Raw genomic sequence first — 15,288 nt, 5'->3', positions numbered from 1 at the left:
GGGTGACGGGCCGCTAGGCCCAGGTCCACTCGCGGACCTCGGGCATGTCCTGGCCGTGCTCCCGGATGTACGAACGGTGTTCGTTGCGCTTGTCCTTCATCAGCTGGCGGACCCCGATCGCCCGGAGTGCCAGCCCGGGCACCCGGTCGATGACGTCCATCACCAGCCGGTAGCGGTCCATGTCGTTCAGCACGACCATGTCGAACGGTGTCGTCGTGGTGCCCTGCTCCTTGTAGCCGCGGACGTGGATGTCGGCGTGGCCGTTCCGCCGGTAGGTGAGCCGGTGGATCAGCCACGGGTAGCCGTGGTAGGCGAAGATGACGGGCTTGTCGGCGGTGAATACGGCGTCGAACCCGTGATCGTTCAGCCCGCTGGGATGTTCCGTGTGGGGCAGCAGCCGCATCAGGTCGACGACGTTGACCACCCGGACGGCCAGGTCGGGCAGATGCGCGCGGAGCAGCGAGGCCGCGGCCATGACCTCCTGGGTGGGCACGTCGCCCGCGGCGGCGAGGACCACGTCCGGCTCCCGGCCGGTGTCGCTGCCGGCCCAGTCCCAGACGCTGACGCCGCGCTCCACGTGGTTGACGGCGTCGTCGAGGGAGAGCCAGTCGAAGCAGGGCTGCTTCCCGGCCGCGACGATGTTGATCAGGTCGCGGCTGTCGAGGGTCTTCCCGGCGACGGCCAGGAGGGTGTTGGCGTCCGGCGGCAGATAGACCCGGATGGTCTGCGGGTCCTTGTTGACCATGTGGTCGATGAAGCCGGGGTCCTGGTGCGAGAACCCGTTGTGGTCCTGCCGCCAGACGTGCGAGGTGAGCAGGTAGTTCAGCGAGGAGAGCGGCATCCGCCAGGGCAGTTGGCGGGAGACCTTCAGCCACTTGGCGTGCTGGTTCGCCATGGACGTCACGATGTGGATGAACGCCTCGTAGGAGGAGAACAGTCCGTGCCGCCCGGTCAGGAGATAGCCCTCCAGCCAGCCCTGGCAGTTGTGCTCGGAGAGCATCTCCAGCACCCGGCCGTCGCGGGCGAGGTGCTCGTCGGTGGACAGGATCTCGTCCTGCCAGCCCTTGCCGGTCGCGTCGTAGACGTCCTGGAGGCGGTTGGAGGCGGTCTCGTCCGGGCCGAACAGCCGGAAGTCGCGGCTCTTCTCCGTCCGCCGCATCAGGTCGCGCAGCAGCCCGCCGAGGATCCGGGTGGGCTCGTGCAGGGTGGCGCCCGGCTCGGAGACCTTGACCGCGTAGTCCCGGATGGCCGGCACCGGCAGGCTGCGCAGCAGGCGGCCGCCGTTGGTGTGCGGGTTGGAGCCGAGCCGCCGGTCCCCCGCGGGGACGTGGGCCAGCACCTCGGGGAGCGGCCGGCCCTGCTCGTCGAAGAGCTCCTCCGGCCGGTAGGAGCGCATCCACTCCTCCAGCTGCCGCAGATGCTCGGGGCTCTCCCGCAGGCCCGACAGCGGTACCTGGTGGGCGCGCCAGGTGCCCTCCACCGGCTTGCCGTCGACGGTGGCCGGCCCCGTCCAGCCCTTGGGCGTCCGCAGGACGATCACGGGCCAGCGGGGACGCCCGGACGCCCCGTCCTCGCGGGCCGCCCGCTGGTGCTCGGCGATCCGGTCCAGGCAGTGGTCGAGGGCGGCGGCCATGGCGTGGTGCACGGCGGCCGGTTCGTCGCCCTCGACGTACACCGGTTCGTGGCCGTAGCCGCGGAGCAGCTGGTCCAGTTCCTCCTGCGGGAGGCGGGAGAGGACCGCCGGGTTGGCGATCTTGTACCCGTTGAGGTGGAGGATCGGCAGGACGGCCCCGTCGTGCACCGGGTCGAGGAACTTGTTGCCGTGCCAGCCGGTGGCCAGCGGGCCCGTCTCGGCCTCCCCGTCGCCGACGATCGCGGCGACGACCAGCCCCGGGTTGTCGAACGCGGCGCCGTAGGCGTGGCTCAGCGCGTAGCCCAGCTCGCCGCCCTCGTGGATGGAACCGGGGGTCTCCGGGGCGACGTGGCTCGGCACCCCGCCGGGGAAGGAGAACTGCCGGAACAGCCGGGTCATGCCCTCGGCGTCCCGGGAGACGTCCGGGTAGACGTCGGAGTAGCTGCCGTCCAGCCAGCAGCAGGCGAGGGTCGCCGGGCCGCCGTGCCCGGGGCCGGTGACGTGGATGGCGTCCAGGTCCCGGGCCCTGATCACCCGGTTGAGGTGGGCGTAGATCAGGTTGAGGCCGGGTGTGGTGCCCCAGTGCCCCAGCAGCCGCGGCTTGATGTGCTCCACGGAGAGCGGCTCGGCCGGCAGCGGGTTGGCGAGCAGGTAGATCTGGCCCACGGCCAGATAGTTCGCGGCCCGCCAGTAGCGGTCCAGCGTGGCGAGGTCGTCGTCGGACAGGTGTGCTGCCTGAGCCGTGGCCATACTGTTCGCCTCTCGAATCAGCCGTGTGCGGTCAGCGGTGCGTGGCCGGTGGTACGGGGCCGGCCGTGTGTGCGGGCCGGGGCACGGTCGCGGCCGCGGCGCGTGCCGGGCTCGGCGGGTGTCCCGCCGCACCACCCCATACTCCCCCGATCCGCCGCGAAGTCACCGGAGACCAGCCGGAGTTCTCCGCCACGGCCGCCACCGCCTCGCGAGTTCCCGCCGTTTCCGGCGGGCCCGCCGGCGGTCCTCCGCGGTGGCCTCGGATGTCCGGGAAGACCTGGTCGACCAGGGGCCGGGCGCCCTCCATGGCGTTCTTGATCCGCGCCACGAGGACGGTCGTCCACGTCCTCCTGCCCGCTCTGCGCCGCTTGTCGGCCGCCTTCCGGCGCGTGTCCCGCAGGGTGCTCCTGGGTGGGCCGCTCTCCCCGCTCCCCGGCCGGCCGGTCGCCCGCCCTGCGTGGCCTCCATGACGCGCGGTGACCGCGTGCGCCGTGATCAGGGACGGGCGGGCCCGGACACGGAGGGCGCCCAGAAGGCTCGGGGCGCGGGGGCGCTACCCGCCGGGCGGGGTCTCGCGGCAGCTCAGCTCGTCCCCGGTGACGGGGGCCCCTTCGACACCGCTCCGGTCGTGGACGACCGGGACCACCCGGCCGGCGATCGGGCCGACGGTCACCCGGAAGACCCGGCCAAGCCCCTCGGTCTCCCGCACCCGGGCGTTCGGCAGCGCGGCGGACAGGGTCGGGGCTGCGCGCCGCAGCCTCGGGTCGTGGGCGATCTCGGTCGGCCCCGCCTGTGCGGGGCCGCCGCCGGACCCGGCCGTGACCCCGACGACGGTGAAGCCGTTCTCCCGCAGCTTCATGGCCAGCCGCGCGGCGCTGCCGGGCTCGGCCCCGGGCCCCTCGGCCACGCTGACCCGCAGCTTGCGGGGGGCGACGGCGACGGGAACCGGGCGGATCTCGCCGGGCCGGGTCTCCGGGACGATCGGCCGGTCGGCGCGGACGGCCGCGAAGAGGGCCTCCGCCCGGGGCTCGTCCCAGACGAGGGTGGAGCCCCAGCCGGGGACCCGGTGGTCGAAATCCCTGATGGGAACGGTGGCGAACTCGGCGGCGGAGCTCGGCAGCTTCCGCAGCGCCCGGCCGAGGCCGGCCAGCTTCGGCAGGGTCAGGCCCTCGTCGGTGCGTACGGAGCCGAGCAGGGCCCGTGCGCTGCGGGAGAACCCGTCCCCGCCGGAGGGCGTCCGGTCGCCGGAGAAGAGGTTCTCCATCAGCGAGACGAGGAAGCGCTGCTGCCGCCGGACCCGGCCGAGGTCGCCGGGGGGATCCAGCCGGCGGGCGCGGACGTACTTCAGCGCGTCCGTGCCGTCGACGTGGTGGGTGCCGGGCGGGAGGTCGAGGCCGGACTTGTCGTCCTTGAGGGGCTTGCCGGTGCAGACCTCGCCGCCGCCGAGCCGGTCGACCGTGCGGACGAAGCCGGTGAAGTCCGTCTCCAGGTAGTGGTCGACCCGGATATCGGTCGCGTGTTCGACCGCGGCCACGGTGAGGGCGGGGCCGCCGTGCTTGTGCGCCGCGTTGATCTTGCCCCAGTGGCGCACCGGCCCGGTGCCGGCCCCGGCGGCTTCCGGCCGGGACGGTTCCGGACCCGCGGTCCCGGGCCCGGGCGGTCCCGCGGCGCCGGAGGCCCCCGCGGGAGTGCTCGCGCCCGGGGTCCGGGTGGCGGGAGGCTCGGTGTGCGGGGGGAACTCGGCGTAGGAGTCCCGCGGGATGCTGATGACGGTGACCCGGCGCCGGTCCGCCGAGACGTGCAGCAGCATCATCACGTCCGTGCAGTCGCAGCCCTCGCCGCCGACGAACAGCCGCCGTTTCTCCGCGCGCGAGAGCCCGGTACGCCCGTCCAGTCCCACCAGCAGGAAGGTCGTGCCGGGGGTCGGCCGCGGACGGCCGGTCAGCCCCTCGAACGGCGAGACACGGGCTCCGCCGGCCTCCGGACCGGGCCGCGCCGGGGGCTCCGGGGCCTCGGAGGACGGGGCGCAGCCACCGGCCAGCAGGGCCGCGCAGAGGGCGACGGCCACCCGTGACCGGGCTCTCCGGGTGCGTACGGGGAGGACTGGACGGAACATGGGGAGACCTCCGCGATACGGTGACCTCCGCAGGCTAGGCACGGCGCGCGGGGAGGTGCGCGGTGCGCACGCCGCGCCCGGTGACGGCCACCCGGAAGGCGGAACGTGTTTCCGCGATGACGCGTCTTCCTCGGTGACAGGCGGGCAGGGGTGTCCGGTTGCGTCGTGTTCGCACGGCGTCCGCGCATCCGCTGCCCGATCACGTCCCATGATTGCGCGGCCGCCGGGCAAGAGGGGTGTAATGAACGGTAAGGAGGAGGTGCAGCCGCATGGTCGTGGTGGAGTCCAGCCGGGCGAGCACCGCTGACGCCCGGCACGCGGCCGCGGAGTTCGTCTCCTCCGCGTGCCCCGGGGTGGACGCCGATGCGGTCGTGCTGGTCGTATCGGAATTGGTGGCGAACGCCGCCCGGCACACCGCGGGATGGTGGCGGCTGCGGCTCGGCGCCCGCAACGACGCGCTGATCATCGATGTGGAGGACCGCAGCGAGGTCCCCCCGGCCATCCGTCCGACCTCGGATCTCACGGGCGGCGGCGGGCTCGGCCTGATCATGGTCCAGCGGCTCTCCGACGAGCTGGAGGTCCTTCCGCGCCCCGGCGGCAAGACGGTCCGCGCCCGTTTCCCCCTCTACGCCAAGGCCCCGGCCTGAGCCGTTCGCCGCGGTCTCGTTCCTCTCCGCCCCGCCCCGGTCACCGCCGGTGAGGCGGTCACCGTCCCAGCGGGCGGGCGGACCGCCGTGCCCCGGGGCATTCCGTGGCGATCGCCCGGAGGCCGGCGCTTTCCGCGGCCGGCCCTCTCGCCCCCTCCCCCGGCGCGCACCCCTCCGCCCTCACGGCCCGGCCCCCTCGGGGGCACCGCGGACGGATCGGCCCGCTCCGTCCCGTATCGGCGGAGATGTCGCGCACCGGTTCCGGCAACGGGCGGCCGTCGCACGGCGCGTCGCGGCCGGAGCGGCCGTACGGGGGCGGACCATCGGCAGGACGCCACCCGCATCACAGGAGGGAACCATCGTGGCCACCACACGCACCGCGCACACGGTCTGGGAAGGCAATCTGCTCGAGGGCCGGGGCACCGTCACCCTCGATTCCTCGGGAGCCGGGGAGTACGCGGTCTCGTGGCCGTCCCGCGCCGAGGAGCCCGACGGCCGGACGAGCCCGGAGGAGCTGATCGCCGCGGCGCATTCGAGCTGCTTCTCGATGGCCCTGTCCAACGGCCTGTCGAAGGCCGGGACCCCGCCGGCCCGGCTGACGACCCGGGCCGAGGTCACCTTCCAGCCGGGCACGGGCATCACCGGGATCCATCTGACGGTGTCGGGCGAGGTTCCCGGGATGGACGAGGAGGCGTTCACCGCGGCCGCCGAGGACGCCAAGGTGAACTGCCCGGTGAGCCAGGCCCTGACCGGGACGACGATCACTCTCACCGCCTCGCTGGGCTGACCCGGCCCCGGCGCCCGGGGCGCCGCCGCCCGGCTCACGGGCGGCGGCGCGTCCCGGGCGGACGGGCGTCAGAGCCGGACGCCCTTGGAGGCGAGATACGACCGCGGGTTGATGTCGGACCCGTACTCCGTGCTCTGCCGCACCTCGAAGTGGAGGTGCGGGCCGCTCGACCGGCCGGTGTTGCCGGAGAGGCCGAGGAGCTCTCCCGGGCCCACCCTCCGCCCCGGGGCCGCGTCGATCCGGGAGAGGTGGGCGAAGAGCAGGTACTGGCCGCCGTCGGTCCGCAGGGTCACCAGGTGGCCGTAGGACCCGCCCCAGCCGGCCGTCACGACCTCGCCCGGCCCGGGCGAGCGCACCGGGGTGCCCACGGGGACGGCGAAGTCGACGCCCGTGTGGCGGCCGGCGAGCCAGCTGCCGGGGATGCCGTAGGCGGCGGACACCTCGGCGTCGGCCACGGGACGGGTCCAGCCGTCCGTCGCGGCGGTTCCGGAGGCCGGCCGGGAGGCGCGTCGGCCCGGCGCGCCCGCGCCGTCCGCGTCCTCCCGCGTTCCGCCGTCGCCGGCGGCGGCGGCGGTGTCCGGCGGCTCGCCGGGTTCCCACGGGCTGCCGCCGCGGGGGCCGGGGCTGCCGTGGGTGCGGGCCCGGTCATCGCGCTCGGCCAGGTACCGGTGGCTGATGTCCATACCCGCGCCCCAGGTCGGGCTGGCGGTGAGCAGCACTCCCGCTATCCCGGCGGCACCCCCGCGCAGCAGCCGGGGCATCACGCGGGGCCTGCGGCCCTCGACGGCGCCGTCGGCGGATCGGTTCGCGCCGGATGTGCGTACCGCGGTCATGGACGTTCCTCTCCTACCGGTCTCCTGCTGTCCGGTGTCATGGACGGGACGGGAAAAGGCGGACGGGAAAAGGGGGGACGGGGGCGGGCCGGGTGGTACGTCCCCGCGGTGGGGCGGGGACGTACCGGGGGGATCCGCCGGCGGGTCACGGCCCGCGCCGGCGCACCACGGCCTCAGCCCGTGTCGTCACGGCGGCGGCGCAACGCCAGCACGGAGCCGCCCGCGGCCAGTGCCACCAGCCCGGTGCCGGCCGCGGCCGTGCCGGCGTTCATGCCGCCGGACCCGCCGCCCTCACCGGCCTGCGATCCGCGCCAGGCACGATGGCCCACCGTGAAGTGGCCCACCACCGCGTCTCCGCTGCTCCGGCAGTGCGCCCGCACCCAGTAGGTGCGGCCGGGCTTGGCGTCGTCCTTGACCCTGGCGGCTCCGACGAAGGTGCGGTGGCTCTGCCGGTGGAGGGTGACCTCCCGGGCCAGCCCGAAGGACTTCGCGGTCATCCGGCGGTCCTCGCAGCCGCTCTTCACACTGATGACCACATGGGCCCCCGCCTTCGGCATGTGCGGGCTGATCCTCATCCGGGAGTCCGGGTGTCCGCCGGCCTGCGACGCCGTGGCGGCACCCCCCAGGGCTATCGCGGTCAGAGCGGTCGTGGCGAGAACGCGGGAGACGATGCGCATGTGAGTGCTCCTTCCGGCGGGGAGGCGGACCCGCGTCCGCTCGGGCTCCGCGCCGTCGGCACCATGCAAGCCCGACGGGCCGTCAACCGCGCGCGGCGGAACGGGGTCCACCGTCCCGCCAATGGAGCAGCCCCGGGTCCCGCGTCTGCCGCATCGGCGCAGGTGACGGGGGGTGCCCGGTCGGGTGCGGCGCGTCGTGGCGCGTCGCCGCCGAGCGGGTGACGGACTCCGCCGTCCGCGTGCGACCCTGGCCCGGTGTACGAGGAGAGACGTTCCGCGCGCGTGCCCGCCGTCGTCTGGTCCCGCACGGCCGGGGTCCGGCAGGAGCGGGTGCTGCCCGACGGCTGCACCGATCTGATCTGGGACGGCGCGGAACTGTTCGTCGCCGGGCCCGACACCCGGGCGCACCGGCCGGACGCCCCGCCCGGTACCCGCTACACCGCCCTGCGGTTCCCGCCCGGCACCGGACCGGCCGTCTTCGGCGTGCCCGCCCACGAGTTGAGGGACCGGCGGCTCTCGCTGGCCGCGCTCCGCCCGGAGGCGGAGGTACGGCGGCTGGCCGAACGCGTGGCCGGGGCGGCCGATCCGGCGGAGGTGCTGGAGCGGGCCGCGGCCGAGGCCCTGCGCGGCGCGGGCCCGGCCGATCCGCGCCGGGCGGCGGTCGTCGCCGGGCTGCGCGCGGGACTGACCGTGGCGGAGGTCGCCGAGCAGGCGGGGCTCGGTGTACGGGGGCTGCACCGGCTCTCTCTGGCCGCGTTCAGCTACGGGCCGAAGACGCTGGCGCGGATCCTGCGGATGAACCGGGCGCTGGACCTGGCCCGGGCGGGCCGCCCCCTCGCGGAGACGGCGGCCCTCGCGGGCTACTGCGACCAGGCCCATCTCACCCGCGAGGTGCGGGCGTTGGCGGGCCTGCCGCCGGCGCTGCTGCTGGCCCCGCCGCCCTCCGGCTGACGGGTGGGCGCCGCCCGCCGGGGCCGGGCCGGGGCCGGCCGGTTCAGTCCGTGTCCGGGAGCGGGGCGAAGAGGTCGACGGCGTTGCCGTCCGGGTCGGTGAGGACCGCGTAGCGCTGGCCCCAGGCGGCGTCCCAGGGCGCGCGGCCGCCGTGGCCGGTGGCGGCGAACGCGGCGTACACCGCGTCGACGTCCGCCGGGGAGTCGCAGGCGAAGGCCAGGGTGATCGCGGGGCCGCCGGTCGGGGGCGTCCAGTCCGGGTCGAGGGACCGGACGCTCTCGGCGGTGTCCCAGAGCAGCCGCGGACCACCGGGCAGCGCCGCTTCCACGTGCGGGCCGGCGGCGTCCCCGGGGACGTCCAGGCCGAGCCGGCGGTAGAAGGCGAGGGAGGCGGACAGGTCGGCCGTGACCAGGCCCACGGCGTCGAATCGAGGTGTCATGGAGGCACCGTAGGCACCGGGCCCCGCCCGGGTCTTGTACGGATCGGACGCCGCGGAGCGGAAGGCGCGCGGCGGGATGCGCTCGGCGCCGCGGGCCCCGGAGCCCCGGCCGTTCAGGGGGCCAGTCCGCGGTCGGCGAGCCAGCGCAGCTGCTCCTCCGTCTGGGAGGCGCCGCCGCCCGAGTGGTCGGCGAAGTGCCACACCCGCATCTCCCGGTCGCCCTTGTACGCGTTGTGGGCGGCGTAGACGGTGGAGGGCGGGCAGACCGGGTCCATCAGCCCGACGCTGAACAGCGCGGGCGCGCCGGCCCGGGGAGCGAAGTGGACGCCGTCGAAGTAGTCGAGGGTGGTGAATACCCGCTCGGGGTCGACGCGCTTGTGCCGGCCGAGGTACTCGGCCAGCTCCGGGTACGGGCCGAGGGCCGCGAGTTCCGCGCCCCGCCGGTAGTGGCAGAGGAAGGGGACGTCCACGAGGGCGGCGGCGACCGTGTCCCCGGCGAGGGCCGCCGCGGCCAGCGCCAGCCCGCCGCCCTGGCTGGCCCCGGCGACGACGACCCGGTCGGGGTCCACGGCGGGGTGCTCCCGGATGACGTCGACGGCGCGGACGCAGTCCGTCATCAGCCGCCGGTAGTAGTGGTGTTCGGGGTCGTCGATACCGCGTGTCATGTAGCCGCCGACGTACTGGGTGCCGGGCACGGGGTCGGGATCGGGGGTGTCGTGGCCCTGGCCGCGGCTGTCCACGACGAGGTGTGCGTAGCCGGCGGCGCTGTACACCAGGTGTTCGAGCGGCCGCCCGCGGCCGCCGCCGTACCCGAGGTACTGGACGACGGCGGGCAGCGGCTCCCGGGCCCCGCGCGGCAGCAGAAGCCAGGCGGCGACCGGCTGGCCGCCCCAGCCGGGGAACCGTACGTCGAAGACCTCCACGGTGCCGAGCAGCGGCTCCTCCACGGGCCGGTACCCGGCCGTGCCGCCGCCCGCCGCGCCGCGTGCCGCGGCGACGGTGCCGGCCCAGAAGGCGTCGAAGTCCGCGGGCTCGGGTGTCCCGGCGCGGTACGTGCGCAGCTGGTCCAGCGGCAGATCGGTCAGCGGCATGGGTCCCCTCCTCCGGCGCGCCCGTGCCGGGGCGCGTCCTGCTCGGCCGTGTCCGGGGAGCCGTGATCGTTCCGCGCGCCCCGCTATCAGAGCACTGCCCCGTCGGACGGGGTGGATGCCCCGGCGGGGCCGGCGGATGCGCTCAGCCCGGGATGTGCCGGAGCCAGGCGGGGCGGCCGGCGCGGGTGGCGGCGGCGCGGTCGGCCTCGGCGCGGCGCAGCTCCTCGGGGGTGGCGAAGCCTCCGGGGAGCCACTCCGCGGAGCGGGCGGCGCGGGCCGCGAGATGCGTCACATAGGCCTCGCGCAGTTCGGCGGGCGAGCCGAAGCCGGGTTCGTCCGCCAGCCATGCGTCGGGGACGAGAGCGGCCACCTCGCGCAGCAGGTCCGCGGTGACCAGGGGCGCCAGCTCCGCGCGGGCCGCGGCGACGTCGGGGGCGCAGGCGCCGAGCGCGTGGCCCGTGAGGGGGTAGCGCTGGGCGACGTGGGCGGGGGCCCGGTCCCAGCGGTGGTGGAAGACGAGGGCCGCGCCGTGGTCGATGAGCCACAGCCGGCCGTGCCAGACCATCAGGTTGGGGCTGTTCCAGGTCCGGTCGACGTTGCCGGTGAGAGCGTCGAACCAGATGATCCGCCCCGCCTCGGCCGGGCCGGGGACGAGCTCGGCCGGGGTCCAGTCGCGGGCGCCGGGCAGCAGGTCCATGCCGAGGTTGAGCCCGGCGCTGGACCGCAGCAGGTCCTGGATCTCCCGGTCGGGCTCCCCGGCGGCGACGGCCGGATCGAAACGGACCCGCACGAGCCGCGGCACCGGCAGGCCCAGGCGGCGGCCGAGTTCACCGACGAGCACTTCGGCGACCAGCGCCTTGCGCCCCTGGGCGGCGCCGGTGAACTTGACGACGTACGTGCCCAGGTCGTCGGTCTCGACGACGCCGGGGACGGAGCCGCCGGTGCGGAGCGGCATGACGTACCGGAGCGCGGTCACCTCGTCCAGCACCGCCGCTCCCCTCCCCCGTGCCCTGGGCCGCGGGCCGCGGGCCGTCCGCGCGCCGTCCTTCCCGGTCCGGCTGTCGATGGTACCGAGGGCGGCGGCGTTCCCCTCAGGGCCTTTCCCTGAGCGCCGGGGCGGGGCGGGCAGGGCGGGCGGGCCGGCCGGCTCCGGTCGGCTCCGGTCGGGCAGCTCCGGTCAGGCGGCGCCGAACATCTTCAGCAGCTCGGTCTTGGCGAACATCCGGGCCGTGTCGACCGCCGAGGGGGTGCCGAGGGACGGGTCGGCGCCGCCCGCCAGCAGGGCGCGCACCACGCCGTCCTCGCCCTTGAACACCGCGCCGGCCAGCGGGGTCTGGCCGCGGTCGTTGGCCCGGTCCGGGTCAGCGCCGCGGGCGAGCAGGGCCTCCACGGCGGCCGTGTGGCCGTGGTAGGCGGCGAGCATGACGAGGGTGTCGCCCTTGTCGTTGGTGAGGTTCGCGGGCACGCCCGCGTCGAGGTAGGCCGCGAGCCGCTCCGCGTCACCGGCGCGCGCCAGATCGAAGATCCGGCCCGCGAGTTCGATCACCTCGTCGTCCACCGGTCCCGGCCCTGCCTCGCCGGCCGGGCCGCCCGCTCCGGGGTCGTTCATCCGTCGCTCCGCCTTCCCGGGCCCACGCCCGTACGAGTGATTCGCCACCCTACTGGCCTGCTCACGGCACCGGCCGCGGAGGACACGGCCACCCCGGCACGACGCCGGTCCGGCCCCTGTGGCGGGCCGGTCCGGCGGGGGCGGTGGCGGCATCTTCACTCCTTTGCGCTTTCGCCGGGCCGGACACTTGGTGTGAATCTGGAACCACTCGTGGTAACCGTCCCCACAGCCAGGAGAACACCATGATTCTGTCCATCTCGGGCGTCGTTCTGCTCGGTGTCATCGTCTTCCTCTTCACCCGGAAGGACGGGCTCAAGATCTCCCATGCCGTGGTCTGCGCCCTCTTCGGTTTCTATCTGGCCGGCACGGCGCTCGCGCCGAGCATCAAGGCGGGCGGCGCCAGCCTCGCCAGCCTGCTGGACAACATCCGGTTCTGAGACGCGGACGGGCGGCCGCTCCGGCCGCGGCGGCCCGTCCGCGTCGGCGGCACGACCCCCAGGAGAGCGAACGTGGCCCGGCGCCCCCTCCCCCGCGTCCCCGTACCGAGCCCCCGGAGCGCTCCTTTCCGCCGCGGCGGGGAGCTGCTGCGTGCCGCCGCCGGCCACACCGCGGACGTGCTGCACCCCCTGATCGTCATCGGCCGGGGACTGCGCCGGCTCACCGCCGCCGGCCGGCAGCGGTGGACACGGACCCCGTCCGACCGGCGCGGACCGGTCCTGCTGCTGGCCGCCGCCGCGGTGACGGCGGTGGCCCTGGCCCCGCACGGTCCGCTGCTCGCCGTGGCGGCCCTGATGGCGGCGGCCGCCTGGGCCGGGCGCGGCGGCCCGGCCGCCGGGGAGGAGGGGCCGGGCGAGGCCGAGGCGGAGCGGCTCCGGGCCCTGTACGAGGCGCTGGTGCCGTACTTCCGCGCGGAGGACGACCCCGAACCGCTGTACGCGCACGGCGGCGACTGGGAGGCCGTCTTTCTCGACCACGCCTTCGACGAGACGGGCCGCCCGGTCCTGCTCGAACTGTGCTACCCCCCGTACTTCACCGACGGCGAGCCCGGGTTCCGGGCCCGGATCGAGCAGGTGCTGCACGCGAAGTGCGGACGCGGGCGCGAGTACCTGTTCGACTGGGACGAGGAGGGCAACGTCCTCACCCTCACCGTCCTGCCGCCCCTCCCCGACGACATCCGCGCCCAGCGCTTCGTCACGGCCCCCGGCGAGACCGTGCTGGGCTTCACCGGCCCGGAGAGCGTCCGGCGCACCCTTCCGGCGGTCCGCGGCGACGCCCTGGAGGACGCCGCCGACGTGCCCCCGGTGCTGTGGCGGACCGGGCCGCGCTCCGCCGAGCCGCATCTGCTCGTCCTCGGCAGACCGGGCAGCGGCACGACGACCCTGCTCCGTTCGATCGCCCTGCAGGCACTGCGCGACGGCGATGTCCTGGTGGTGGACGGCAGCGGCACCGGCGAGTACGCCTGCCTGGCCGGACGGCGCGGCGTGCCGGCCGTCGAGTGCGGTCTCGGCGGCGCCCTGGCCGTCCTGGAGTGGGCGGCCCACGAGACGGAGCGGCGGCTGCTCTCCGTCCACGAGGCCCGCCGGACCGGCCGTCCGGTCCCGGAGGACGTCCGGCGCCGGCTGTGGATCGTCGTCGACCGCCCGGCCGCGCTCAGCCAGCTGGCGGCCTCGGAGGGGCGGCCCGACCCGCAGGAACTGCTGCGGGTGCCGCTGCGGCACGGCCGGGCGGCGCAGGTGACGGTGGTGGTGGCCGACCACCTCGACGGCGTGGACTCCCCGGGCGAGGCGGTCCGTACGCACACCCCGGCCCGGGTGGTGCTCGGCCCGGCCACGCCCGAGGAGATCGCGGCGGTGCTCGGTACCCCGCCGCACACCACGCCGCCGCCGGAGGTGCCGCCCGGGCGGGGCTACGCACGGCTGGGCCACGGCCCGGTGCACCGGCTGCAGGTGCCGGCGACCCCGGATCCGTACGACGAGGAGTGCACGGAGGGCGACCGGCTGGCCGTGCTGGCGCTGCTGCCGGAGCCGGTCTCCGCACCGGGAGACATGACCGCCCCGGCGCGGGCGGACCACTGAGGCGGCGGGCCGGGCGCCCGCACGCCGCGCGGCGCCGGGTCGCCGGCCGGGTGGCTGCCGGATGGCCGGCACGGCCGGACCGCCGCAGACGTCAGGCCACCAGGCTCCGTGAGTCCGCCGCCGCGGCCGCGCCCGTCGCCCCGGTCTCGACCAGCCGCGCCGCCTGCGCGAGGCGGGCCGCCGCCGTGTCGGCCACCGCGTCGCCCACCGTGAACGGCAGCCGGACGTAGCCCTCGAAGGCCCCGTCCACACCGAAGCGCGGCCCCGACGGCACCCTGGCCCCCAGCGGCACCCCCGCCTCCGCGATCCGCGAGCCGGAGAGGCCGCCGGTGCGCGCCCAGAGGGTGAGTCCGCCGTGCGGGACGGAGAACTCCCAGCCCGGCAGGTGCCGCCGCACCGCGGCGACCAGCGCGTCCCGGTTCTCCCGCGCCTGCCGGCAGCGGATCGCCACGGCCTCGTCCCAGCCGCCGCCGCGCATCAGCCAGCTGACGGAGAGCTGCTCCAGTACGGGCGAGCCGAGGTCGGCGTAGGCGCGGGCGGCGACCAGGGAACGGATGATCTCCGGTGCCGCGCGCACCCAGCCGATGCGCATCCCGGCCCAGAACGCCTTGCTGGCCGAGCCGACGGTGACGACCGTGCTGCCCGCCGGGTCGAAGGAGGCCACGGGGCGCGGGAGTTCGAAGTCCTCGTCCAGGCGCAGATCCGCCATCGTCTCGTCCACGACGAGCACCGTGCCCGCCGAGCGGGCCGCCGCCACCAGGTGCCGCCGCTGGTCCTCGCTCGCCACCGCCCCGGTGGGGTTGTGGAAGTCGGCCACCACATAGGCCATGCGGGGCGCGGCGTCGCGCAGCACCCCGCGCCAGGCGGGCAGGTCCCAGCCCGCCAGCCCGTCGGCCATCGCGACGGGGACGAGCCGGGCGCCGGCCTCGCGCATCAGCTGCAGCACGTTGGCGTAGCTGGGCGACTCGACGGCCACCCGCTCACCCCGTCCCGCGAAGAGATGGCAGATGGCGGCGACGGCGCCCATGGCCCCGGTGGTGACCATGATCTGCTCGGGCATGGTCGGGATGCCGCGCGCGGTGTAGCGGTCGGCGAGGACCTGCCGCAGTTCGGGGAGGCCGGCCGGGTAGTCGCCGTGGGTGTGGGCGTAGGGCGCCAGTTCGCCGAGCGCGCCCTCGACGGAGCGGGTCAGCCAGGGCTCGGGGGCGGGCAGGGCCGCGCAGCCGAGGTCGATCATCGTCTCGGCGGCGTCCGGCGGCAGGGGGTCGAGACCGCGGGTGGGCAGCGGGCTGCCCGCCGGGACGGTCGTCCAGCTTCCGGCGCCGCGCCGCGACTCCAGGAAGCCCTCGGCGCGCAGCGCCTCATAGGCCGAGGCGACGGTGGTACGGCTCAGGGAGAGCGCCGCGGCCAGCTCCCGCTCGGCGGGCAGCCGGGCGGCGACGGGCACCCGGCCCTCGTGGACGAGTAGCCGCACGCCGTCGGCGAGGGCGCGGTAGACCGGCGCCCGGCGGCCGGCCGGGGCCGTGGTGCCGTTGCCTCCGTGGTTCTGCGAGCGGAGCAGCCGGGCGAGCTGCGCGGCCCCCACCGCCGAGGTCCACTGACCCATCTTCCCGGTCCACCTTCCCGAAATTGGCCATGGAACCGCCGAGGTCCCGGGCCACAGACTGCCACGCGCCAGGC

At 75.9% G+C, this 15,288-nt stretch carries 14 protein-coding genes; 5 read left to right on the top strand and 9 right to left on the bottom strand.

The annotated features are described in order from the left end of the window. Positions 1 to 13: 13 nt before the first annotated feature. Together SXIN_RS28575 and SXIN_RS28565 are read right to left on the bottom strand one after the other, a co-directional pair. Positions 14 to 2,383 carry a phosphoketolase family protein gene (locus SXIN_RS28575; RefSeq protein WP_019708516.1) on the bottom strand — a complete coding sequence of 790 codons (2,370 nt, stop codon included), beginning with the start codon at positions 2,381 to 2,383 and terminating at the stop codon, positions 14 to 16. A 553-nt stretch (positions 2,384 to 2,936) separates the two neighbouring features. After that, positions 2,937 to 4,499, bottom strand: a complete 1,563-nt coding sequence (locus SXIN_RS28565; RefSeq protein ID WP_157916354.1) for an LCP family protein — start codon at positions 4,497 to 4,499, stop codon at positions 2,937 to 2,939. A gap of 269 nt (positions 4,500 to 4,768) precedes the next feature. On the opposite strand from SXIN_RS28565, the gene SXIN_RS28560 reads away from it, so the two are divergent. After that, positions 4,769 to 5,146 (top strand): ATP-binding protein, encoded by a 378-nt coding sequence (locus tag SXIN_RS28560; RefSeq protein WP_019708519.1) that lies wholly within the window; start codon positions 4,769 to 4,771, stop codon positions 5,144 to 5,146. A gap of 361 nt (positions 5,147 to 5,507) precedes the next feature. Next, positions 5,508 to 5,933 (top strand): OsmC family protein, encoded by a 426-nt coding sequence (locus SXIN_RS28555; RefSeq protein ID WP_019708520.1) that lies wholly within the window; start codon positions 5,508 to 5,510, stop codon positions 5,931 to 5,933. A gap of 68 nt (positions 5,934 to 6,001) precedes the next feature. Here SXIN_RS28555 and SXIN_RS28550 read toward each other — a convergent pair whose 3' ends face one another. Then, positions 6,002 to 6,766: a M23 family metallopeptidase gene (locus SXIN_RS28550; protein WP_095757751.1), complete on the bottom strand. Its 765-nt coding sequence runs from the start codon at positions 6,764 to 6,766 to the stop codon at positions 6,002 to 6,004. A 173-nt stretch (positions 6,767 to 6,939) separates the two neighbouring features. Further along, positions 6,940 to 7,443, bottom strand: coding sequence for a hypothetical protein (locus SXIN_RS28545; protein WP_095757750.1), 504 nt, complete (start codon positions 7,441 to 7,443; stop codon positions 6,940 to 6,942). Between the two features lie 255 nt (positions 7,444 to 7,698). Between SXIN_RS28545 and SXIN_RS28540 the strand changes: the two genes are divergently transcribed. Next, the gene (locus SXIN_RS28540; protein ID WP_095757749.1) at positions 7,699 to 8,394 is read left to right on the top strand and encodes a helix-turn-helix domain-containing protein; all 696 of its coding nucleotides are present in this window, start codon (positions 7,699 to 7,701) and stop codon (positions 8,392 to 8,394) included. Between the two features lie 43 nt (positions 8,395 to 8,437). Here SXIN_RS28540 and SXIN_RS28535 read toward each other — a convergent pair whose 3' ends face one another. The 4 genes from SXIN_RS28535 to SXIN_RS28520 all read right to left on the bottom strand — a co-directional run bounded on the left by SXIN_RS28535 (position 8,438) and on the right by SXIN_RS28520 (position 11,533). After that, positions 8,438 to 8,833, bottom strand: a complete 396-nt coding sequence (locus SXIN_RS28535; RefSeq protein WP_039817783.1) for a VOC family protein — start codon at positions 8,831 to 8,833, stop codon at positions 8,438 to 8,440. A 113-nt stretch (positions 8,834 to 8,946) separates the two neighbouring features. Then, positions 8,947 to 9,924: an acetylxylan esterase gene (locus SXIN_RS28530; RefSeq protein ID WP_095757748.1), complete on the bottom strand. Its 978-nt coding sequence runs from the start codon at positions 9,922 to 9,924 to the stop codon at positions 8,947 to 8,949. Positions 9,925 to 10,066: 142 nt separating this feature from the next. After that, on the bottom strand, positions 10,067 to 10,912 hold the full coding sequence (locus SXIN_RS28525) for a HipA family kinase (RefSeq protein WP_095757747.1): 846 nt from the start codon (positions 10,910 to 10,912) through the stop codon (positions 10,067 to 10,069). Between the two features lie 189 nt (positions 10,913 to 11,101). Further along, the gene (locus SXIN_RS28520; protein ID WP_019708523.1) at positions 11,102 to 11,533 is read right to left on the bottom strand and encodes an ankyrin repeat domain-containing protein; all 432 of its coding nucleotides are present in this window, start codon (positions 11,531 to 11,533) and stop codon (positions 11,102 to 11,104) included. A 242-nt stretch (positions 11,534 to 11,775) separates the two neighbouring features. Between SXIN_RS28520 and SXIN_RS28515 the strand changes: the two genes are divergently transcribed. After that, positions 11,776 to 11,970 carry a hypothetical protein gene (locus SXIN_RS28515; protein ID WP_019708524.1) on the top strand — a complete coding sequence of 65 codons (195 nt, stop codon included), beginning with the start codon at positions 11,776 to 11,778 and terminating at the stop codon, positions 11,968 to 11,970. Between the two features lie 72 nt (positions 11,971 to 12,042). After that, complete coding sequence (locus tag SXIN_RS28510) at positions 12,043 to 13,608, top strand: FtsK/SpoIIIE domain-containing protein (protein WP_095757746.1); 1,566 nt, start codon at positions 12,043 to 12,045, stop codon at positions 13,606 to 13,608. Between the two features lie 91 nt (positions 13,609 to 13,699). Here the strand turns inward: SXIN_RS28510 and SXIN_RS28505 are convergent, their stop codons facing one another. Next, positions 13,700 to 15,214: an SCO1417 family PLP biosynthesis transcription factor gene (locus SXIN_RS28505; protein ID WP_095757745.1), complete on the bottom strand. Its 1,515-nt coding sequence runs from the start codon at positions 15,212 to 15,214 to the stop codon at positions 13,700 to 13,702. Between the last annotated feature and the right edge of the window lie 74 nt (positions 15,215 to 15,288).

It is taken from the genome of Streptomyces xinghaiensis S187 (genome assembly GCF_000220705.2).
Taxonomy (GTDB): domain Bacteria; phylum Actinomycetota; class Actinomycetes; order Streptomycetales; family Streptomycetaceae; genus Streptomyces; species Streptomyces xinghaiensis.
The sequence above is the reverse complement of the archived record's forward strand: the minus strand, read 5'-3'. Positions and strand labels throughout refer to the sequence as shown.

Bases quoted from the DNA above. Each gene is read 5' to 3' on its own strand.
- SXIN_RS28505 (WP_095757745.1), bottom strand. From the start codon at position 15,214: ATGGGTCAGTGGACCTCGGCGGTGGGGGCCGCGCAGCTCGCCCGGCTG.
- SXIN_RS28565 (WP_157916354.1), bottom strand. From the start codon at position 4,499: ATGTTCCGTCCAGTCCTCCCCGTACGCACCCGGAGAGCCCGGTCACGG.
- SXIN_RS28560 (WP_019708519.1), top strand. From the start codon at position 4,769: ATGGTCGTGGTGGAGTCCAGCCGGGCGAGCACCGCTGACGCCCGGCAC.
- SXIN_RS28575 (WP_019708516.1), bottom strand. From the start codon at position 2,383: ATGGCCACGGCTCAGGCAGCACACCTGTCCGACGACGACCTCGCCACG.
- SXIN_RS28515 (WP_019708524.1), top strand. From the start codon at position 11,776: ATGATTCTGTCCATCTCGGGCGTCGTTCTGCTCGGTGTCATCGTCTTC.
- SXIN_RS28520 (WP_019708523.1), bottom strand. From the start codon at position 11,533: ATGAACGACCCCGGAGCGGGCGGCCCGGCCGGCGAGGCAGGGCCGGGA.
- SXIN_RS28545 (WP_095757750.1), bottom strand. From the start codon at position 7,443: ATGCGCATCGTCTCCCGCGTTCTCGCCACGACCGCTCTGACCGCGATA.
- SXIN_RS28530 (WP_095757748.1), bottom strand. From the start codon at position 9,924: ATGCCGCTGACCGATCTGCCGCTGGACCAGCTGCGCACGTACCGCGCC.
- SXIN_RS28550 (WP_095757751.1), bottom strand. From the start codon at position 6,766: ATGACCGCGGTACGCACATCCGGCGCGAACCGATCCGCCGACGGCGCC.
- SXIN_RS28535 (WP_039817783.1), bottom strand. From the start codon at position 8,833: ATGACACCTCGATTCGACGCCGTGGGCCTGGTCACGGCCGACCTGTCC.